The organism is Chitiniphilus eburneus (genome assembly GCF_005048205.1).
GTDB lineage: Bacteria > Pseudomonadota > Gammaproteobacteria > Burkholderiales > Chitinibacteraceae > Chitiniphilus > Chitiniphilus eburneus.
The window spans coordinates 358,459-379,825 of the sequence record NZ_SUMF01000002.1 but is presented as its reverse complement, the minus strand read 5'-3'; the positions used below and the strand labels follow the sequence as shown (position 1 = coordinate 379,825).

The 21,367-nt window shown below is 61.7% G+C and carries 18 protein-coding genes and 2 tRNA genes; 6 read left to right on the top strand and 14 right to left on the bottom strand.

Going from position 1 to position 21,367, the window contains the following annotated elements; translation table 11 throughout:
• Positions 1-213: 213 nt before the first annotated feature.
• Positions 214-2,979 (top strand): magnesium-translocating P-type ATPase, encoded by a 2,766-nt coding sequence (gene mgtA, locus FAZ21_RS04430; RefSeq protein ID WP_136772049.1) that lies wholly within the window; start codon positions 214-216, stop codon positions 2,977-2,979.
• 617 nt (positions 2,980-3,596) lie between these two features.
• Positions 3,597-4,442 carry a hypothetical protein gene (locus FAZ21_RS04425; RefSeq protein ID WP_136772048.1) on the top strand — a complete coding sequence of 282 codons (846 nt, stop codon included), beginning with the start codon at positions 3,597-3,599 and terminating at the stop codon, positions 4,440-4,442.
• Between the two features lie 335 nt (positions 4,443-4,777).
• Here the strand turns inward: FAZ21_RS04425 and FAZ21_RS04420 are convergent.
• Together FAZ21_RS04420 and FAZ21_RS04415 are read right to left on the bottom strand one after the other, a co-directional pair.
• Positions 4,778-4,853, bottom strand: a tRNA-Lys gene (locus FAZ21_RS04420).
• A 100-nt stretch (positions 4,854-4,953) separates the two neighbouring features.
• A tRNA-Lys gene (locus tag FAZ21_RS04415) sits at positions 4,954-5,029 on the bottom strand.
• A gap of 144 nt (positions 5,030-5,173) precedes the next feature.
• Between FAZ21_RS04415 and gloA the strand changes: the two genes are divergently transcribed.
• The 4 genes from gloA to FAZ21_RS04395 all read left to right on the top strand — a co-directional run bounded on the left by gloA (position 5,174) and on the right by FAZ21_RS04395 (position 11,000).
• Positions 5,174-5,563 carry a lactoylglutathione lyase gene (gene gloA, locus FAZ21_RS04410; protein ID WP_136772047.1) on the top strand — a complete coding sequence of 130 codons (390 nt, stop codon included), beginning with the start codon at positions 5,174-5,176 and terminating at the stop codon, positions 5,561-5,563.
• Positions 5,564-5,578: 15 nt separating this feature from the next.
• Complete coding sequence (locus FAZ21_RS04405; RefSeq protein ID WP_136772046.1) at positions 5,579-6,976, top strand: sodium:proton antiporter; 1,398 nt, start codon at positions 5,579-5,581, stop codon at positions 6,974-6,976.
• A 209-nt stretch (positions 6,977-7,185) separates the two neighbouring features.
• Positions 7,186-9,642: a phosphoketolase family protein gene (locus FAZ21_RS04400; RefSeq protein WP_169307242.1), complete on the top strand. Its 2,457-nt coding sequence runs from the start codon at positions 7,186-7,188 to the stop codon at positions 9,640-9,642.
• A 188-nt stretch (positions 9,643-9,830) separates the two neighbouring features.
• Positions 9,831-11,000: an NAD(P)H-dependent flavin oxidoreductase gene (locus FAZ21_RS04395; RefSeq protein WP_136772045.1), complete on the top strand. Its 1,170-nt coding sequence runs from the start codon at positions 9,831-9,833 to the stop codon at positions 10,998-11,000.
• 49 nt (positions 11,001-11,049) lie between these two features.
• Here FAZ21_RS04395 and queC read toward each other — a convergent pair whose 3' ends face one another.
• The 12 genes from queC to FAZ21_RS04335 all read right to left on the bottom strand — a co-directional run bounded on the left by queC (position 11,050) and on the right by FAZ21_RS04335 (position 21,358).
• Positions 11,050-11,736, bottom strand: a complete 687-nt coding sequence (gene queC / locus FAZ21_RS04390; RefSeq protein ID WP_136772044.1) for a 7-cyano-7-deazaguanine synthase QueC — start codon at positions 11,734-11,736, stop codon at positions 11,050-11,052.
• Complete coding sequence (locus FAZ21_RS04385; protein ID WP_136772043.1) at positions 11,733-13,058, bottom strand: chloride channel protein; 1,326 nt, start codon at positions 13,056-13,058, stop codon at positions 11,733-11,735. The genes queC and FAZ21_RS04385 overlap by 4 nt, the downstream gene beginning before the upstream one ends.
• 65 nt (positions 13,059-13,123) lie before the next feature.
• Complete coding sequence (queE, locus tag FAZ21_RS04380) at positions 13,124-13,771, bottom strand: 7-carboxy-7-deazaguanine synthase QueE (protein WP_136772042.1); 648 nt, start codon at positions 13,769-13,771, stop codon at positions 13,124-13,126.
• Positions 13,772-13,918: 147 nt separating this feature from the next.
• The gene (gene ybgF, locus FAZ21_RS04375; protein WP_169307241.1) at positions 13,919-14,638 is read right to left on the bottom strand and encodes a tol-pal system protein YbgF; all 720 of its coding nucleotides are present in this window, start codon (positions 14,636-14,638) and stop codon (positions 13,919-13,921) included.
• 138 nt (positions 14,639-14,776) lie between these two features.
• Positions 14,777-15,319 (bottom strand): peptidoglycan-associated lipoprotein Pal, encoded by a 543-nt coding sequence (gene pal, locus FAZ21_RS04370; RefSeq protein WP_136772040.1) that lies wholly within the window; start codon positions 15,317-15,319, stop codon positions 14,777-14,779.
• A 212-nt stretch (positions 15,320-15,531) separates the two neighbouring features.
• On the bottom strand, positions 15,532-16,803 hold the full coding sequence (tolB, locus tag FAZ21_RS04365; RefSeq protein WP_136772039.1) for a Tol-Pal system beta propeller repeat protein TolB: 1,272 nt from the start codon (positions 16,801-16,803) through the stop codon (positions 15,532-15,534).
• Positions 16,804-16,858: 55 nt separating this feature from the next.
• Entirely contained in the window at positions 16,859-17,701 is an 843-nt protein-coding gene (locus tag FAZ21_RS04360) for an energy transducer TonB (protein ID WP_136772038.1), read from the bottom strand.
• A complete protein-coding gene (gene tolR / locus FAZ21_RS04355; protein ID WP_136772037.1) occupies positions 17,698-18,096 on the bottom strand; it encodes a protein TolR in 399 nt (132 codons plus the stop codon). The genes FAZ21_RS04360 and tolR overlap by 4 nt, the downstream gene beginning before the upstream one ends.
• A gap of 48 nt (positions 18,097-18,144) precedes the next feature.
• Complete coding sequence (gene tolQ / locus FAZ21_RS04350; protein ID WP_136772036.1) at positions 18,145-18,801, bottom strand: protein TolQ; 657 nt, start codon at positions 18,799-18,801, stop codon at positions 18,145-18,147.
• A gap of 129 nt (positions 18,802-18,930) precedes the next feature.
• The gene (ruvB, locus tag FAZ21_RS04345; protein ID WP_136772035.1) at positions 18,931-19,974 is read right to left on the bottom strand and encodes a Holliday junction branch migration DNA helicase RuvB; all 1,044 of its coding nucleotides are present in this window, start codon (positions 19,972-19,974) and stop codon (positions 18,931-18,933) included.
• A complete protein-coding gene (locus FAZ21_RS04340) occupies positions 19,971-20,582 on the bottom strand; it encodes a phosphatase PAP2 family protein (protein WP_136772034.1) in 612 nt (203 codons plus the stop codon). The genes ruvB and FAZ21_RS04340 overlap by 4 nt, the downstream gene beginning before the upstream one ends.
• A gap of 2 nt (positions 20,583-20,584) precedes the next feature.
• Positions 20,585-21,358: an NYN domain-containing protein gene (locus FAZ21_RS04335; protein WP_136772033.1), complete on the bottom strand. Its 774-nt coding sequence runs from the start codon at positions 21,356-21,358 to the stop codon at positions 20,585-20,587.
• Between the last annotated feature and the right edge of the window lie 9 nt (positions 21,359-21,367).

Here is a 21,367-nt window from a genome sequence, read left to right as displayed (position 1 = left end):
CTGACGGCAAGGACATCCCGGCGCACTCCCGCCACTGCCCTTGCCGTCCGGCAAGGCGTGGCATCGGCTGAATCGTCCGATTCGGCCCTTTTCCCACCTGCACTTCTTCGCCATGCGTCGCACGCCCGGCTGATCCCGGCCGCGCGCCGATGGCCTATGTCCGATCATCCTTGGGCCGGCTGGCGCCTTTGCGCATCCCGGCGGGGAGGAACCATGCAATTCGATTTTCTGAAGCCGGCACTGCTGGCCTTTCTGCACAAGGGTCTGAGCATCCGTCAGTTTCGCCAGCTGGCGATCCTGGACTTCCTGCGCGGCGCCGCCGTGGGCAAGGAAATGCCCCGCCAGCAGGCCGAACGCGTCCGCGCGCTGTCCTTGCTGACCGCCGACGCCGTGCTCGACCGCCTGGGTAGCCACGAGCAGGGTCTGACCGAGCAGGAAGCCGACAACCAACGCGAACGCTTCGGCCCGAACGAAGTCGTCCAGGAGCAGCCGCTGTCCTGGCAGGCGCACCTGTGGCTGTGCTACCGCAACCCGTTCAACGTCCTGCTGACGTTGCTGGCCGTCATTTCCTATCTGACCGAGGACGCCACGGCCACCCTGGTGATCGGCGCCATGGTGGTGATTTCCACGCTGCTGCGCTTCGTGCAGGAAAAGCGCTCCAACGGCGCCGCCGACCGCCTCAAGGAAATGGTGAGCAATACCGCCACCGTGCTGCGGCGGGAGTCGGACGCGACCGTGCCGGCGGATACGCAACGCCGCTTCGACATGCCGCCACGCCCGCATGACGCCCGCAAGACCGAAATCGCCATCAAGCAACTGGTGCCGGGCGACATCGTAGTGCTGTCCGCAGGCGACATGATCCCTGCCGATTTGCGCGTGCTGGCGGCAAAGGACCTGTTCGTCAGCCAGGCCGCACTGACCGGCGAATCATTGCCCGTGGAAAAATTCGCCACCCAGCACGATCCGTCCGTGACGCACCCGCTGGCACTGGAAAATCTGTGCTTCATGGGCGCCAACGTCGTCAGCGGCACCGCCACCGCCGTCATCGTCGCGACCGGCAACCACACCTACTTCGGCGCACTGGCCGAACGAGTGACCGCACAGGACCGCACCCCCACCCAGTTCCAGGCCGGAGTGAACAAGGTGAGCTGGGTCTTGATCCGCTTCATGCTGGTGATGGCGCCGCTGGTGCTGCTCATCAATGGCTTTACCAAGGGCGACTGGCTGGAGGCCGCACTGTTCGCGCTCTCCATCGCCGTCGGGCTGACCCCCGAGATGCTGCCCATGATCGTCACTTCGACACTGGCCAAGGGCGCAGTGGTGCTCAGCCGCAAGCAGGTGATCGTGAAGCGCCTGGACGCCATCCAGAACTTTGGCGCCATGGACATCCTGTGTACCGACAAGACCGGCACGCTGACCCAGGACCGGATCGTGCTGGAGCGCCATACCGATGCTTTCGGCACGGTGGAGGACGGCGTGCTGGAGATGGCCTACCTGAACAGCTATCACCAGACCGGGCTGAAGAATCTGCTGGACGTGGCGGTGCTGGAGCATGTGGAGCTGAACAAGACGCTGGATATCGCCGGCAACTATCGCAAGGTGGACGAGATCCCCTTCGACTTCGCACGGCGCCGCATGTCGGTGGTGGTGAGCGAACACGACGAACACCACCTGCTGATCTGCAAGGGTGCGCTGGAAGAAGTGCTGGCGGTCTGTACGCATGTCCGGCACGGCGCTTCGGTCCAGCCCCTGAGCGCCGGACTGCTGGCGCAGATCCGTACCATCACCGCCGGGTTGAACCAGGAAGGCCTGCGCGTCGTCGCCGTTGCGACCCGGGAGCTGCCGCCGGTTCGCCATAGCTACGGTGTCGGCGACGAAGCCGAGCTGGTACTGGTGGGCTATATCGCCTTTCTCGACCCACCCAAGGAAACGACCGCTCCCGCGCTGCGGGCACTCCACGCCCATGGCGTGGAGGTGAAGGTGCTGACCGGCGACAACGAACTGGTCACGCTGAAGGTCTGCAAGGAAGTGGGGCTGCCAGTGAAAGGGTTGCTGCTGGGCAGCGATACCGAGGCCATGGATGACGCCCGCCTGGCGGCGGCGGCCGAAACCACCACCGTGTTCGCAAAACTGTCGCCGGTACAGAAGGAGCGCCTGGTACGCGTGCTGCGCGACCGGGGTCATGTGGTCGGCTTCCTGGGCGACGGCATCAACGACGCGCCCGCCCTGCGTGCCGCCGACATCGGCATTTCGGTCGATTCGGCGGTGGATATCGCCAAGGAAGCGGCCGACATCATCCTGCTGGAAAAGAGCCTGATGGTGCTGGAAGCAGGAGTGATCGAAGGACGCAGAACCTTCGCCAACATGCTCAAGTACATCAAGATGACCGCCAGTTCCAACTTCGGCAACGTGTTCTCGGTGCTGGTGGCCAGTGCCTTCCTGCCGTTCCTGCCGATGCTGCCGATGCACCTGCTGGTGCAGAACCTGCTCTACGATATCTCGCAGATCGCGATTCCTTTCGACCATGTCGATCCCGAATCGCTGACCCGCCCACAACGTTGGAACCCGGACGAACTCGGCCGCTTCATGGTTTTCTTCGGCCCGATCAGCTCAATCTTCGACATCGCCACCTATGGGCTGATGTTCTTCGTGTTCCACGCGAACTCGGCCGCGCACCAGACGCTGTTCCAGTCCGGCTGGTTCATCGAAGGGCTGCTGTCGCAAACCCTGGTGGTGCACATGATCCGCACCCGCAAGCTGCCTTTCATCCAGAGCCGCGCGGCATGGCCACTGTTGGCCATGGGGTTGACCATCGCCAGCATCGGCATCTTCCTGCCAATGGGCCCGCTGGCGCACTACTTCAAGCTACAAGCACTGCCATGGAGCTACTTCCCGTGGCTGGCGGCCATCCTGCTAGCCTATATGGCCCTGACCCAGGGTATGAAAGGCTTCTATGCGCGGCGGTATGGGTGGCAGTGACGCGAATTGATTGCATCGACAGGCAGCGGGAAACAGTGCCCATTTTGCCGGGCCGGCCCCCAGACATTCTTGGGGCGTGCGGCAGGATTAACCCGGAAACATGACTGCAACGATCAAAGAGCGCAAGGCAGGCCCAGCAAACGGGGAAAATCCACCCGCTGGGCATGCTCTTTGAAACCGATCCCGAATTGCAGCAAGGCAAGGCCGTCGATGCATACATCGAAGGCATGTTGGCCCTACGCCAAACGCAGGCCAACAAGATCAGTGCATAACGCAATGCCAAATCGCCTTGGGAGCAAGTACTGACTCGCTCTCGATCATGCGGTGCCAAGCCAGCAGGGCCGGTACCGGGGTGTCCCCTTCGGGTTCAGGATTTCAAACCAATGATTGATGACCAGCCTCGGGGCCGTGAAGGCACGACCCCATTCGCTGGACCATGACACCCTCACGGCATCGGTAGAATTGGAAGTACTGGCTAAGTAAAGCACCGGCTGCTGGATTGTGGAAAAATTGATGCACGGTAAAGCACGCATCAATGCTTTTGCCATTTTCGCCGGCCGTACAAATACTGCCCTATCGGCCTAAGCCGGCTGAAAAGATCAAAACAAGGGGTAAAGATGAGCAAAGCCGTCGTTATAGCCATTGTCGGGGGCATCGGACTGTGTTTCGTGATCGGTACCTGGGGCGGAAAAATCACGGCGGATACTCAACAATCCTCGGCAATGCGTGAGATGGCAACACAAGACGAATTGACCATTGAAATGATCAGGGCCAATGTCGACGGGACGAATGAACAATTACCAATACCCATTGGCGATGACGTTAGAATGGACAGGCTTGTTGCCGGGCCCGGCAAGAGAATTGATCATCTCTATACCTTGGTAAAAGACCGCAACTATTACTTACCGGCGGCCGAAATGAAGGCAAAGATAGGTGAAACGCACAGAATCTCGTATTGCTCAAATACCCAGTCAAAGGAGCTTCTTCTTCGTGGCGTAGCGTTTACTTTTTCCTATTTTGACAATCAAAAAAATCCGGTTTTTTCATACACACTGAATTCGATTGACTCGTGTGCCGGTATCGAAGGGCCCGAAATTGATCTTGTAGAATTGACTGAAGGCGCAAGAGAACTGGACGCTGCGGCCAAGGCGGTACTGAGGGAAAAGCTTGCCCGGATCAATCAAGACATGCCCTATGAGATTGGCGATGGTATTACGGCCCGTTCAACAATGGATGCCGGAAGCAGGGTGGTATTGATCCTTGGATTGGCGGATGCCGGCATCGAAAGGGCGTCGAAACAAATCGAAGCATACCAGACCCGTATCAACCATTTTATATGTACTGATTTGCGCCTGAAATTCGATAATCCCAAGGATATGGATTTTCGGTCGATACTCGGCGATAAAGCTGGCAAGCTGGTCATCATCGTAGCCACCGATCCCGACAAAGATTGCGCGGCCTGAACTCGCTCGACCCTGCTCTCTGTTGGGTTGGAAGCTTGCCGGTACCGCCAGTTGTTGCGTCACGACTCAACCAGAGTGGACAGCGGAAAGCGTGGCCACTTCGAAAGCGGTGCACGAAAGCCGCTATCAACGTCGAAGACCAGAGGGGCATCCACATGGTCAGTATCTGCAGGACATAAAGCTATGACGCGAACCTGTGGCCGACACCACGCCTGGAAGCTGGTGAAACCCACCCGCTGAGGACGTTTTGCGGAAAAAATCCAGATTTGCGGAAAAAAGCAGACCAAGAAAAAGGGCCTGACATGCGTCAGGCCCTTGTTTCTTCTAGCAATTCCTGGTGGGTCGTGCGGGACTCGAACCTGCGACCAACGGATTAAAAGTCCGCTGCTCTACCAACTGAGCTAACGACCCGGAAAGACCGCGAATATAGCGACGGCCTTGGCATGCGTCAAGGCAAGCCTCGACGCAACTACAATGAAAAACCGGCCTGGAAGGCCGGTTTTTCCTATCTTGGTGGGCTGTGAGTGGCTCGAACACTCGACCTACGGATTAAGAGTCCGCTGCTCTACCAACTGAGCTAACAGCCCGAAAGAGGGGCGAATTATTGTATGAGCCCCGAAAACTGTCAACCCCCAAGCCGCGATTTTTCCTGCGATGCCCGCGAGAACCATCGTCGGGACGAGTCGCCGGTGGGTGTTAGACTTTCGCCTTTGACTCGAGGGAGACCTTTCATGCGCCTACTTCACACCATGCTGCGCGTCGGCGATCTGGAGCGTTCGCTGGCTTTCTACACCGAAGTGCTGGGCATGCGCGTGCTGCGTCGCCAGGACTACCCGGAAGGCCGTTTCACGCTGGCTTTCGTGGGCTATGGCGAAGAAAAGGATACCGCCGTGATCGAGTTGACCCATAACTGGGATACCGACAAGTACGACCTGGGCAATGCCTACGGCCACATCGCCCTGGAAACGCCGGATGCCCATGCGGCCTGTGAGGCGGTTCGGGCCAAGGGCGGGCGTGTCACCCGTGAGGCGGGGCCGATGAAGCACGGCAGCACCATCATCGCTTTCGTCGAGGATCCCGACGGCTACAAGATCGAGTTCATCCAGAAAGGCACGCAGTAACCACCGGGGCCATCCATGAACCGCTTTGTTCCACTGGGACTGCTGTTCCTGCCCATGGCCGCCTCGGCGGCCGGGCTGGATGGCAGCCAGCTTTCGCTGACCTGGGCACTGCCCTTTGCCGGCATCCTGTTGTCGATTGCGTTGTTTCCGCTGTTCGCCCCTCATTTCTGGCACCGCCATTTCGGCAAGGTGGCAGCCTTCTGGGCGCTGGTTTTCCTGATCCCCTGCGCGCTGCTATTGGGCCCGGCTACGGCAGGCGGGGTCGTCGCGCATGCGCTGATCGAAGAATTCATCCCTTTCCTGCTGCTGCTGTTCGCGCTGTATACCGTTTCCGGTGGCATCCTGGTCTGGGGCAACCTGCATGGCTCGCCCGCCCTGAACACCGGCATCCTGGCGCTGGGCTCGGTGCTGGCATCGATCATGGGCACCACCGGGGCCGCGATGCTGCTGATCCGACCGCTGCTCAAGGCCAACGACAATCGCAAGCACAATGTGCACGTCGTCGTTTTCTTCATCTTCCTGGTGGCCAACATCGGCGGTGGGCTGACCCCCATCGGTGACCCACCGTTGTTCCTCGGCTTCCTGAAAGGCGTGGGCTTTTTCTGGACCGTGGAGCATATGGCGTTGCCGGTGCTGCTCTGCGTTTCCATCCTGCTGACGCTGTTTTTCTTCATTGATCGCCATTACTTCCGCAAGGAAGGCGTGTTGCCCCGTGACCCGACGCCGGACACGCCACTGAAGCTGTATGGCAAACGCAATCTGATCCTGATCGCCGCCGTGATCGGCGCCGTGGTGATGTCCGGGGTCTGGCAGCCTGGCATCTCGTTCCGGATCGCCGGGGCGACGCTGGCTTTGCAGAACCTGGTACGCGACATCCTGCTGATCGGCATTGCCCTGCTATCGCTATGGCTGACCCCCAGACAGGTTCGGGCGGGCAACGATTTCAACTGGTTTCCGATTCTGGAAGTGGGCAAGCTGTTCTCGGCCATCTTCATCGTCATGGCCCCCGCCATCGCGATTCTCCGCGCCGGCGAGGCCGGGCATCTCGCCCCGCTGGTGCGGATGGTGTTCGCGGCGGACGGCACGCCCCTGGACACGATGTTCTTCTGGATGACCGGCCTGCTTTCCGCGTTTCTCGACAATGCGCCGACCTATCTGGTGTTCTTCAACCTGGCGCATGGCGATGCGCAGCACCTGATGGGCGAGATGGCCAGCACCCTGCTGGCGATTTCGGCGGGTTCCGTCTTCATGGGCGCGATGAGCTATATCGGCAACGCGCCGAACTTCATGGTGAAGGCCGTAGCGGAAGATCGTGGGGTGAAGATGCCGAGCTTCTTCGGCTACATGGCCTGGTCGCTGGCCATTCTGCTACCGGTGTTCTTGCTGGTAACGGTCGTTTTCTTCCACATCTAGGTCGGTAACGGCGTCTTTTTCCAAGCCCGGCCTTGTGCCGGGCTTTCCATTTGTCGCTACCGGAACTTCCATCTCCGTGTCGGAGTCAGGTTGTATTCCTTGCATGACTCCTAGTTATCACCTTTAGTGATTTAGTTACTCACTCTCACACGCATCCTGATGCCTTTGACTTGCGTCAGGAGGCGGATATCACCGCAGCCTATACTGCGATGCGACGGGGCAGGTCACCGCCCATCTTCATCACAACAGCAACGAGGTGTTCCGTGGCTCAACAAACGCTCACCAAAGACTTACTTGTAAAGATGCACAAGTATTGGCAGGCGGCGAATTATCTGTCGGTCGGTCAGATCTATCTGCTGGACAACCCCCTCCTGAAAGAGGCCCTGAAGCGTGAGCACGTGAAGCCGCGCCTGCTGGGTCACTGGGGGACCACGCCGGGTCTGAACTTCATCTATGTTCACGCCAACCGCCTGATCAAAGAACGCGACCTGAACATGATCTACATCACCGGCCCTGGCCATGGTGGTCCTGGTCTGGTTGCCAATGCTTGGCTGGAAGGCTCCTACGAGGAGTTCTACCCGAGCATCGATCGCTCCGCCGCCGGCATGCAGCGTCTGTTCAAGCAATTCTCTTTCCCGCGCGGCATTCCGTCGCACGTCGCCCCGGAAACCCCGGGTTCGATGCACGAAGGCGGTGAGCTGGGCTATGCAGTGTCCCACGCCTTCGGCGCGGCATTCGACAACCCCGACCAGGTCGTCCTGGCCGTGGTGGGTGACGGCGAAGCCGAAACCGGCCCGCTGGCTGCTTCGTGGCACTCCAACAAGTACCTGCACCCGGTCAACGACGGCTTCGTGCTGCCGATCCTGCACCTGAACGGCTACAAGATCGCCAACCCGACCCTGCTGGCCCGCCTGTCCAAGGATGAGCTGACCAAGCTGTTCGAAGGCTATGGCTACACGCCGCACTACGTCGAGCTGAAGCAACCGACCTTCAACGAAAAGCTGGAATCGTTCGAAGAGATCCACACGGCAATGGCGACCATGCTCGACACCGTGATGGATGAACTGACCGCCATCCGTGCCGCCGCCAAGGCCGAAATGGATGCCGGCAAGCCGATCACCCGCCCGAAATGGCCGATGATCATCATGCGCACGCCGAAGGGCTGGACCGGTCCGAAGGAAATCGACGGCAAGAAGGTCGAAGACTACTGGCGCAGCCACCAGGTGCCGTTCTCCGACATGACGCCGGAACACGTTGCCGCGCTGCAAACCTGGATGAAGAGCTATCAACCGGAAACCCTGTTCGACGAAACCGGCGCACTGAAGCAAGAGCTGGTTGAACTGGCCCCGGCCGGCATCAAGCGTATCGGTAGCAACCCGGTGGTCCACGGTCAGGTCACCAAAGACCTGCGCATGCCGGACTTCCGCAAGTACGAGTTCAAGTTCGACAAGCCGGGTACCGCTTCCTGCGAAGCCACGCGCGAAATGGGCAAGTTCCTGCGCGACGTGATGAAGGACAACGAAGACAGCCGCAACTTCCGCATCTTCGGCCCGGATGAAACCGCGTCCAACCGTTGGAACAATGTGTTCGAAGTGTCCGGCAAGACCTGGTTCGCCGATTACTTCGAAGCCGACAAGACCAACGACTACCTGTCGCAAGACGGCCGCGTGATGGAAATCCTGTCGGAGCACACCTGCCAAGGCTGGCTGGAAGCGTACAACCTGACGGGCCGTCACGGCTTCTTCAGCTGCTATGAAGCGTTCATCCACGTCATCGACTCGATGTTCAACCAGCACGCCAAGTGGTTGAAGACCACCCGCGAGATCAACTGGCGCAAGCCGGTGCCGTCGCTGAACTACCTGCTGACCAGCCACGTCTGGCGTCAGGATCACAACGGCTTCAGCCACCAGGATCCGGGTTTCATCGATCACGTGGTGAACAAGAAGGCAGAGGTTATCCGTGTGTACCTGCCGCCTGATGCCAACACCCTGCTGTCGGTAACCGACCATGTGCTGCGTTCGCGTCACTATGTGAACGTTGTCGTGGCCGGCAAGCAGCCCGCACTGCAATACCTGACCATGGATCAGGCGATCAAGCACTGCACCAAGGGCGCCGGTATCTGGGATTGGGCCTCGAACGATGAAGGCGGCGAACCGGATGTGGTGATGGCTTGCGCGGGCGAAATCCCGACGATGGAAGCCCTGGCCGCAACCGACCTGCTGCGTCAGCACTTCCCGGACCTGAAGATCCGCTTCGTCAACGTTGTGGACCTGATGACGCTGCAACCGGAAGAAGAACACCCGCACGGCATGTCCGATCGCGAGTTCGACGCGCTGTTCACTGCCGACAAGCCGGTGATGTTCGCATTCCACGGCTACCCGTGGCTGATCCACCGCCTGACGTATCGTCGCAATGGCCACAGCAACATCCATGCTCGCGGTTACATCGAGGAAGGTTCCACCTCGACACCGTTCGACATGGTTGTGGTCAACCAGCTCGACCGCTTCAACCTCGCCATCGACGTGATTGATCGCGTCGAGAAGCTGCAAAAGACCGGTGCTCATGTTCGTCAGAAGTTTGTCGACAAGCTGGTCGAGCACGAGCAGTACATCGCTGAACATGGCGATGACCTGCCGGAAGTGAAGAACTGGAAGTGGCCGTACTAAACCGAACCAACACCAAAATCTAACGCTTCACTTGTCTATTTGCGGCCCACCTCACGGTGGGCCGTTTTTTCTTTTTGCGTCTTATTGCCATTGTCGTTAATTGATCGCGGTCAACCCTGATGGCGGGATGGCCCGCCACACTGCATCGGCCCGCATTGCCCGCGGCAAAAACGAAAAGGATTTTCATCATGCTTGCCCACGCCTTCAAACCACTCGTGATCAAGGGACGCTCGTTGCTGCCCGTCATCCAGGGAGGCATGGGTGTCGGCGTATCGGCTCACAGGCTGGCAGGCGCGGTAGCCAAGGAAGGCGCCGTGGGCACCGTCGCGTCAGTGGACCTGCGCCATCATCATCCGGATCTGGTCGAACGCTCCAAACATACCAAGGACACCGCCATCCTCGACGCGCTGAACTGCGAAGCGCTGGATCGTGAAATCCACCTTGCCCGCGATATCGCCAACGGTCAGGGCATGATCGCCGTGAATGTGATGAAGGCTGTCGATTGCCACGTCAAGCTGGTCCAGCAAGCCTGCGAATCCGGCGCCGACGCAATCGTCATGGGCGCCGGCCTGCCGTTCGACCTGCCCGAAGTCACCGCCGATTACCCCAACACCGCATTGATCCCCATCCTTTCCGATGTACGTGGCATTGCGGTGGTGTTGAAGAAATGGATGAAGAAGGGCCGCAAGCCCGACGCCATCGTGATCGAACATCCCGCGCATGCCGGGGGCCACTTGGGCGCAACCCGCCTGGACGATATCCACAACGAGAAATTCGATTTCGAGCGCGTACTGCCGGACACACTGGCGCTGTTCGACGAGCTGGGCATCCCGCGCGACGCGATCCCGCTGATCGTCGCCGGCGGCATCAACAGTCATGAAAAGGTCTGCCGTTACCTGGGCATGGGCGCCGCCGGGGTACAGCTGGGTACGGCGTTTGCCGTCACCGAGGAAGGCGATGCCCACCCCAATTTCAAGGCGGTGCTGGCCGGGGCGCAACAGGAGCAAATCGTTGAATTCATGAGTGTCGCCGGATTGCCTGCCCGCGCGGTGCTCACGCCTTGGCTCAAGAATTATCTCAACCGCGAAACCCGCTTGCAGGGGAATGCCAAGGCCGATCCCGCACGTTGCACGCAGGGGATGAACTGCCTGTCGGTTTGCGGATTACGCGATGGGCTGGCCAAGGTCGGGCAGTTCTGTATCGATCTGAAGCTCGCCGCCGCAATGCGGGGCGAAGTCAGCAAGGGCCTGTTCTTCCGTGGCGCGGACTCCCTGCCCTTCGGCGATGCGATTCGTCCCGTGCGTGAGTTGCTCGACTATCTGCTCACCGGGCAGAAGCCGGCCGGGCTGACCGCCTGATCGCGAGTTCCGTTCTGGAAAGGCCTGCTCCGGCAGGCCTTTTTGCTGTTCAGCGATAACGCGTCGGGTCCACGACTCCGGCCGCTTCGAAGCCCGCCTTGCGCAGGCGGCATGCATCGCATGCGCCGCAGGCACGGCCGTCATCGTCGGCCTGGTAGCAGCTCACCGTCAGGCCGTAATCCACCCCCAGCCGGATGCCCGTCTGAACGATCCGGGCCTTGCTCCATTGGATCAGCGGCGTGTGGATCGTCAGTGGCGAGCCTTCCACGCCAACCTTGGTCGCCAATCGCGCCATTGCCTGGAAAGCGGCGATGTACTCCGGACGGCAATCGGGATAGCCGGAATAATCGACCGCGTTGACACCGATGAAGATGTCGTCGGCCTTGAGTACCTCCGCCCACGCCAGGGCATACGACAGCAGGATGGTATTGCGCGCCGGCACGTAGGTCACCGGGATCGTCCCATCCTCCACGCCCGAGGTCGGCACATCGATGCTCGCATCGGTCAGTGCCGACCCGCCAAAAGCGGCCAGATCGATCCGCGCCACGCGATGCTCGACGGCCCCCAGCGCCTGTGCCACCCGCGCAGCCGCCTTCAGCTCGGCGTTATGGCGTTGTCCATAGTCGAACGACAATGCATAGGGCGCCAGATCCATGTCGCGGGCAATGGCAAGGCAGGTAGCGGAATCCAGCCCGCCGGACAACAGCACCACCGCGGGTCTGCGCGTCGTGTTCATGGTGTTTCCTCTTTCTTTTCCATGGCAGGCGTCGCCGGCAACAAGCCCTTCAGCGAACGCTCGGCCAGATCGTGATACAGATTGGTGCGGAACAGGCGGGCAACGGCAGCGGCGATCATCGTCGCGGCCAGCGTGGAAATCACCATGGCGTGACCATCGGTCATTTCCATCAGGATGACTGCGGAAGTGAGCGGGGCGCGCGTCACCGCGGCAAGCATAGCCGCCATGCCGATGGCCATCAGCTTGACGTGGATGCTGCTGTCGAACAGCGGCAGGAACCAACTACCGATGCCCGCCCCCAGCGAGAGCGACGGCGCGAAGATCCCACCAGGCAGGCCGGTCAGGAATGTCGCCAGCAGGCCGATGAACTTGAGCGGCAGGTAGTACCAGGGCAGCCCGTGCCCACTGGCGACTGCCACGCTGGTCGCTTCCGCGCCGCTACCGAAAATGGGTGCGATCAGGCCACACAGCGCGATCAGCAGACCACACCCGGCAATGAAATGGTACGGATGCACCAGCCGCCAGTGCGCCAGTGTCCTGGGCAGCCAACGGTGTGGATTGACGCACAACCACGAAAAGGCGCCGCCGAGAAGCCCCGCGACCACCGAAACCAGCACCATCGGCAGCAGGATGCCGTAATCGAAGTCCGGCACCCGGATACGCCCGAAGTACGTGTAGTTGCCCAGGAAAGCCAGCGACACCACGCCCGCAAGGATCACCGCGCCGATCAGCTTGCCGCTGGTTCTTTCCTCCACCGAGCGCGCCAATTCCTCGAATGCGAACACGATGCCGGCCAGCGGCGTGTTGAAGGCGGCCGCAATGCCAGCGGCGCCACCCGCGAGGATCAACTGCCGGCGGAATGTGGCATCCGCCAGCGGCACGAAGCGATGGCAGGCATACATGATGCTGGCGCCGATCTGCACCGTCGGCCCCTCGCGCCCCAGCACGAACCCCGACCCCAGGCCAGCAACGATCCCGACGAACTTGGCCAATGCAATGCGCAAACCCAGCAAGCGTTCCGCCATGGCTGGCTGATCGGCCACCTGCAACGCCGCCATTGCCTGCGGGATACCACTGCCTTCCGCACCGCGACCGATCCGCGTCATCAGCCAGCGTATCGCCATCCCTCCCAGAGGCAATGACAACAGCGGCCACCACCACCAGCGCTGAGTCAGCGCATCAAAGCCGGCAAACGCCCATTCGGCGGCCTTGGCGAGCATCACGGCAACCAGGCCGACCACAGCCGCGCCCAACCACAGCGTCAATGTGGCACGGGTTCTGTCGGGGAGTTCCTTGAGACGGGCAAGCAGATGTTTGAGCATGGGAATTGAATGGGGCAAAACTATTCCAGTGTAGTCGCTACCGGGCGAACAGCCCGCGACCCAGCTCAGACCCCCGGCTTTTCGCCCCACAGGATCTTGTGCAATTGCACCTGCATGCGTACCGGCAGCTTGTCTTCCAGCACCCAGTCGGCCAGCCTGGCTGGCGGCAGGCTATCCCAGACCGGCGAAAACAGGATCGGTGCAACCTGCTCCAGATTTCGGTCGCGAATGACCGTGCGGGCCCATTCGTAATCCTCGCGGCCCGCCAGGACGAACTTGATTTCATCGTTCGCCCCGAGCATGTCGAGGTTGCTCCACAAGTTCTTTTCCGTCTCGCCGGAGCCGGGCGCCTTCAGGTCGACAATGCGCGAAACGCGCGCATCGACCTCATTCACCGGTAATGCACCGCTGGTTTCCAGGCTGACGCTGTACCCGGCATCGCACAGATCGCGCAACAGTTGATGCACCGGCTTCTGCGCCAGCGGCTCGCCACCGGTCACGCAGACGTGCCGCGCGTCATAGCCGGCCACTTTTTCCAGAATGTCGGCGATGGTCATGGTTTCGCCACCATGGAAGGCATAGGCCGAGTCGCACCAGGTACAGCGCAGTGGACAGCCCGTCAGCCGCACGAATACCGTCGGCAGGCCAATCCGGCTGGTTTCGCCCTGGAGCGAATGGAATATCTCGGAAATGCGCAAGGATGCGCTGCGCATGCGGTTCTCCTTGTCGGGTAAACAGCCCGACGGATGCAATCGATCAAAGCACAACGGCCGTCCATGCGGGAGATCGCCCGCGGTACGGCCGTGCACAACGACGCCATTGTAAGCCGCCAACCTGCTGGCTGGCGACCGGGAATCGTGTCAGTTGGTAGCGAGCAGCGCCTTCTTGGCCGCTTCCGCCTTTTCCGAGTTGGGGTATTTCTCGATCAGGTTCAACAGGATCGCCCGCGCGCCCTTCTTGTCGCCCTTGGCGTTGGCCACGACGGCCAGACCGAACAGTGCGTCGGGGGCCAGCGGATCGTCCGGCGCCTTGACCACCACCTCGTTGTAGGCGGCTTCCGCGCCCTTGAAATCCTTAAGCGATGTCAGGCTGGTGCCGAGCCAGTACTGGGCCTCGGGCAACAACGGGCTGGCCGGGTGATCGCCAATGAACTTGCGCAGCCCGGCCGCCGCCTCTTTGTGCTTGCCATTCTTGGCCAGTGCCACCGCGCCATCCAGCGATTGCTCCACCGCCATCTGCTGCGCCTTGGCCTGGGCGACCTTGGCCTCCTCGATGGTCCGGACACGACCGTCCAGATCGACATACAGGTCCTTTTGCCGCTTTTCGGCCGCATCGGCGTTGTACTGCAACACCTCGACCTGACCACGCAGTGTGGCGATCTCCTGCTTCAATGCTTCGATCTGGTTGGTCAGATCGACCATGCGGCGCGACGCTGTTTCCAGTTGCGTGATGCGATCCTGTTGTTGCTTGGTCAACGTCTGCAATTGCTGGACACCTTCGCGCGCCTCGCTGTCGGCGAAGATGGCGGAATGCGCGGGCAGGCTGAGGGCCAGCGCGGTGAGGACGGCGAGTCGTTTCATGGACGTCATCTTGGGCAGTTTCATGGCGGGCTACAGGCTGAAAATGGAAAACGGCGACAGGAATCCCGTCGCCGCAAGACTAGGCGCATTCACCCCGCGCGACAAGCAAGCGGAGCCATGCAACGGACATGGCGCAAATTATTGCTGCTCGCCCTGGTAAACAATTTCGGCGCGACGGTTGCGTGCCCAGGCTTCCTCGGTATCGCCCAGTTCCAGGGGCTTTTCCTTGCCGAAGCTGACCGTCTCGATCTGCGCATCCTGCACGCCATAGGCGTTCATGTTCTTCTTGACCGCGTCGGCACGCTTCTGGCCCAGCGCCAAGTTGTATTCAGCGGTACCGCGTGCGTCGGTATGGCCCTGGATGATGATCTTGGCGCTATGGTTATCCAGCAGGTATTTGGAGTGGGCCTCCACCACCGGCGTGTATTCGCTCTTTACCACGAAGGAGTCGAAATCGAAGTACACGCGGCGGGTCGACAGCACATTGTTCGGGTCGGTCAGCGGGTTATAGCCCTTCTGTGCCAGGTCATTGCCTTGCGAGCCACTGGTGCTCGTTCCGGAAGTCGAAGCACCATCGGTCACCGGAGCCGGTGTCTGGGTGGACGAGCCATCGGTCTTCGGCTGGCTGGCGCAGGCGGCAAGCAACGCCGTGAGGGCGAGGCTGAGCGCGATCTTTTTCATGACATGAATCTCCTTGGTCAAAACCGGATCTGGCGGGTCGGCCGCATATGCGTCGTCGTCCAGCCAATAGCAGCAGCATAAACCGCAAACCTTACAAGATTTGCACGATGTATTACAAGCCATATGTGGGATGGGGCACGAATCACCACCCGTGCCCGGCAGCACATGCTAAACAGGCCCCACCTTTCGTGAAGCAGTTATTTTTCACGCCCTTAGCGCAACACCGGCCCCCAGGCCGGCTGGCGTACGTCGCCGGCCTGCACGCGCAGGCGCTGCTTGACGCGGCCATCGCGCGATACGGCATGCAAGACGCCTCGGCCGCCCACTTCCGTTTCGTACAGGATCATCCGCGCGTTGGGCGCGAAGGAAGGCGAATCATCGGCGCTGGTATCGGTCAGCACCTGCACCTGGCGACTGGCCATGTCCATGACCGCCACATGGAAACCATTGGTCTGGGTGACGAAAGTCAGGGTCTTGCCGTCGGGGCTGACCTTGGGCGACGCATTGTAGCCACCGGTAAAGGTCAGACGCTCGGCCTGCCCGCCAGAAGCCGACATCCGATAGATCTGCGGACTGCCGCCCCGGTCGGAGGTAAAGACAATGCTGCCGTCCGGCGTGAAATAGGCCTCGGTATTGATTTCACCGGTATTGGTCAGCCGGCGCGGCGTCCCGCCCTGCACCGGCACGGTGAAGATCTGGCTGCCGCCGTCGCGCGTCAGCGTTACCGCCAGCGTCTTGCCATCGGGGGCCCATGCGGGCGCGGAGTTGCTGCCCTTGAACGCCGCCACCTGCCAGCGCCGGCCGGTGGCCAGCTCCTGGGCATAGACAATGGGCTTCTTGTCCTCGAACGAGACATACGCCAGACGACCGCCATCGGGGGACCACTTGGGCGACATGATCGGCTCGTTGGACGCAACGATGGTCTGTGCGCCATAACCGTCCGCATCGGCCACCTGCAACTGGTAACGCTTGCCCTGCTTGAGCACATAGGCAATACGGCTGTTGAAGGCCCCGGGCTCGCCGGTGATCTTCTGGTAGATCATATCGGCAATCTGATGCGCCACGCGGCGCAGTTGCGTCGGTCGCGCCACCTTCTCATGCGCGATCAGCGTCTGCTTGGTGCCCAGGTCGATCAGCCAGAACTTGATCGAGAGATTGCCATCGCCAGCGGGCTCCACCCGGCCGACCAGCGCCGTCTGCGCGCCACGGCCGCTCAAGGCCGCCGCGTTGATCTGCTCGGGAGCATAGGGAACGGGCGACAGATCGCCGGCGCCGATCACCTTGAACAACCCGCTGCGACTGAGATCGTCCGCGATCACCGGCGTCAGCGGCTGTTGCTGCGCCTGTTCGCTCTGGAACGGGGCAATCGCGATGGGATACTGGTTGGCGCCGACGCCGACCACTTCGATGCTCATGTCGGCATGCGCCGCCGTACTCGCGGCCAACAGGCCCGCGACCAGGAATTTGAAGATGCGCTCCAGCATTGCGTCGCTCCTTCGGGCCATGCGATGGCCCTGTTGTCGATCGGCTCCGTCCGCGTCAGTCACGCAGGCGGAAAGTGATGTTCCATTGGCGCTCGCCCCCGCTGAACGGCTTGCCCGAAGGCAGGGGCGGGAACTGCCGCAGTCCGGTGATGGCCCGCTCGATGGCCTGGTTATACGCAGCGTCGCCGCTGGAACGTACCAGCTCGATGTTCTGGATCTCGCCGCTGGGTAGCAGGCTGATCCGGTAGACGGCGCTGGGGTTGCCCGCGCCGGTATCGTCGTAGGTCAGGCGCGATTTGATCAGTGCCGTCACCCGCGCGCGGTAATCGTCGCCGACACCGGTGCCGCTGCCTTGCCCAGTACTGCCGGTGGGCGCGTTCGGGTCGGTGCCCTTGCCACCCGGCTTGGCACCAGGCTGCGGTTTCGCGCCCGGCTTGAGCAGGGCATCCATCGACAATGCGTCGTCCATTTCGCTACGCGGACGCGGCTTCGGCGTGGGCTTGCTGGTAGGGGTCGGCACCACCTTGGCCGGCGTTGGCTTCGGCGCAGGCGTCGGTGTTACCACCGGGGTCGGGGTGGGCGTCGGGCGTGGTGTGGGGGTAGGACGCGGCGTCGGCTTGGGCTTGACCTTTTCCGTGGCGATGTCCGGGTCCTTTTCGACCGGCGCGGGCGGGGCGGGTGGAATGGGCTTGGGCTTTTCCACCGGTGCCGGCGGCATATGATCGCTCTCAGCCGGTGGCGGACCCCACAGCTCCACTTCCACCGGCTGCGGCTTTTTGGTCTGCCACTGCACCGAGATCAGCAGGAAAACGACGAACAGGACGTGTACCACCAAGGCCAGCAGGAAGCTCAAGCCACGGTGCGCCTCGCGCTCGTTGATTGCCTGACGCGGACTCATGTGCCGGAACGCTGCTCCACCAGCAGCCCGACGCGGGCGATCTGCGCGCGCTTGAGCGCATCCATCGCGTTCATCACCAGTTCGTATTTCACGCCCTTGTCGGCGGCGATGACCACCGGGCGCTCGGGATCACTGGCCAGCCGCGCCTTGACCAGCTCCGCCAGCGCAGGGGCATCGGCGGCGGATTCGCTGATGTTGCCGCTGTCGATCAGCTTCATTGCGCCGTTGGCGTCGATTTCCACGCGCAGCGGTTGTGCGCGCACTTCGCGGTCGGTGGTGGCGCCCACCGTCGGCAACGCAATGGTGCCCTGCTGCATCATCGGTGCGGTCACCATGAAGATCACCAGCAGCACCAGCATCACGTCGATATATGGCACGACGTTGATCTGGTTCATTGCACGGCGGGGTCTGCGATGTCCGGCCATCTCGTTGCCCTCGTTCCTTTACTTCGCAGCCTGACGCTGCAGGATGTTGAGGAATTCCTCGGAGAAGGCGTCGAAGCGGTTGGCCAGGCCATCCACATCGTGCGCGAAGCGGTTGTACGCGACAGTGGCCGGAATCGCCGCGAACAGGCCGATGGCGGTGGCCACCAGCGCCTCGGCAATACCGGGCGCGACGGTGGCCAGCGTGGCCTGCCCAACATTCGCCAGGCCGCGGAACGCATGCATGATGCCCCACACCGTGCCGAACAGGCCGATATAGGGCGATACCGAGCCGACCGAGGCCAGAAAGGACGTGTGCTTGTCCAGGTAGTCGAGTTCGCGCTGCGTGGCAGCACGCATCGCGCGCCGGGTGCCGTCCATGATGTCGGACAGCTCCATGCCACCGCGCTGGCGCAGCTTCTGGAACTCGGTGAAGCCCGCCACGAAGATCTTTTCCAGGCCGATGGCATTGCCGCGCCGGGTATGCTCGTAGAGCCCGGCCAGATCGGTGCCGCTCCAGAAACGATCTTCGAAATCGTCGGTACGGCGCAGGGCGGTACGCAGCGTGAAGAACTTGCTGAAAATGTGCCACCAGGACAGCAGCGACAGCAGCACCAGCAGTGCCATCACCAGTTGCACGACGAAGCTGGCCTGCGTGACCAGCGTGAGGATAGACATGTCTTGCGCGCCGACTGCGACGTCCACCTTATTCTCCCTTCGCTTGTTTTCAGGCGTTGCCGGATTGTCCGACAAAACCCGTGCTTACGTGAACCAAATCTTCCCGACCTGTGAAGCTGGCTTTTGTTCCTATCCTGGCTGATCGCCCGGGGGGTTGAGCCCGAAATGCTGGTAGGCCAGCAGGGTGGCAACCCGTCCGCGTGGCGTGCGTTGCAACAAGCCTTGCTGGATCAGGTAAGGCTCCAGCACGTCCTCGATGGTGTCCGATGCCTCACCGATCGCAGCCGCCACGTTGTCCAGTCCGACCGGGCCGCCGCCGAATTTCTCGATCACCGCCGACAGCAACTTGCGGTCCATCACATCCAGCCCCGCATGATCGACATCGAGCATGCGCAGCGCGGCATCGGCCACCTCGCGGGTGACGAGGCCGTCCGCGCGAACGTCGGCGTAGTCGCGCACCCGGCGCAGCAGGCGGTTGGCAATCCGCGGCGTGCCGCGCGAACGACGCGCCACCTCGAACGCCCCCTCGCCATCCATCTCCACATTCAGCAAGGAGGACGAACGCTCGACGATGCGGGTCAGTTCTTCCGCCGTGTAGAACTCGAGCCGCGCGACGATACCAAAACGATCGCGCAACGGGTTGGTCAACATGCCAGCCCGCGTGGTGGCGCCGACCAGCGTGAACGGCGGCAGGTCCAGCTTCACCGAACGTGCCGCCGGGCCTTCGCCGATCATGATGTCCAGCTGGAAGTCCTCCAGCGCGGGGTAGAGGATTTCCTCCACCACGGGCGAAAGACGGTGGATTTCGTCGATGAACAGCACGTCGTGCGGTTCGAGATTGGTCAGCAGTGCGGCAAGGTCGCCGGCACGCTCCAGCACCGGCCCGCTGGTCTGGCGCAGATTCACCCCCAGCTCGCGCGAAATGATGTGCGCCAGCGTGGTCTTGCCCAGGCCGGGCGGCCCGAACAGCAATACGTGATCGAGTGCTTCGCCGCGTTTCTTGGCCGCCTCGATGAAGATTTCCAGTTGCCCGCGCGCCTTTTTCTGCCCGACGTATTCGTCGAGCAGCTTGGGCCGCAATGCACGCTCCAACTGTTCTTCCTGCTGGGAAAGGGTCTTGGCGGTGACCATGCGCTCGGGTGGCGCGGCAGAGAGGGAATCGGTTTCGATCATCGGGAAAACCTGGGCGCAAGGTGGAAATACAAGGCGACCAGCACCGCTGCTGCCGCATACCCGGCCATGATATCGGAGAAATGGTGCACCCCCAGCACCACCCGCGCCAATCCACCACCCAGGATCCAGAGCGTCCCCAGCGCAACCCAGCAGGGCCACGCCCGCGGCCAGCGCCGGCGCAGCAGCCACGCCGCCGCGCAGCCCAGCCCCCATGCCGCCATGGCATGGCCACTGGGAAACGACGAGCCATGTACCGTCATCAGGTAGTCCAGTTCCGGGCGAGGGCGGTTGACCAGCAGTTTGAGCAGGCTGTTGCCTCCCCAAACCGACAGCAGGAACAACGGCAACCCCGGCCAGGCGCTGCGTCCAACCCGGTACAACGCCAGGCCGAGCAGGCAGGCGATCGTCATCGAACCGGCAAAGCTGCCCGCCCGCGCGGCCCACTGCGCGACCGTCACCCAATGGGGGCCCAGGTTGTACAGCGCGACGGAAACCCCGGCATCCAGATTCACGAGGGGAGCACTGCCCAGCAGCAGCCACAATGTGACGAAGCCCACGGCGCCAGCCATGGCCAGCCAGCCGGTCCACCCCACATACCAGCGACGCATGTTCAGGCCTTGGCAACCTTGGTGGTTCGGGCCTTGGGCGCCTTCTGCTTGGGCACCAGCCGCACCAGCGTGGAACGATTGGCCGGTCCGGGCGGCTGCACTTCGAACCAGCCGGTGGCCTTGATCAGGCTGGAGAGCTTGGCGTAGCCATAGTTGCGCGAGTCGAAATCGGGGTGCTGCTGACCGAGCAGGCTGCCGATACCGCTGAGGTTGGCCCAGCCTTCGTCATCGGACAGCTTGACCAGCGCATCGGACAGCAAACGCTTTAAGCGCTTGTCGATCGCCAGCAACTGCGCCGGCTCGGCCACAGCGGGCTGGTCGCTCAGCAACGGGTTCAGATCGTCCAGGTCGGCGGGTTGCAGGATTTCCACGTAGACGAACTTGCTGCATGCCTTGACGAAGGCTTCCGGCGTTTTCTGTTCGCCAAAGCCCCACACCACCACGCCATCCTCGCGCAGTCGCGTGGCCAGACGGCTGAAATCGCTGTCGCTCGATACCAGGCAAAAGCTCTCGTAGCGCTCGGAGTGCAACAGATCCATGGCATCGATCACCATGGCAATATCGGAGGCGTTCTTGCCCTTGGTATTGGGAAACTGCTGCACCGGGTGAATGGCAAAACGAGCACACAAGTCGCGCCACGAACGTTCGTGCCGGCTGAAGTCGCCATAGACGCGCTTGAGCGCCAGCGTTCCCAGCTTGCCTGCCTCATCGAGAACCTGTTCGATCCAGGTAGGCGAAACATTATCGGCATCGATCAACACGGCTACGTTTGCCATGGGCGCTCC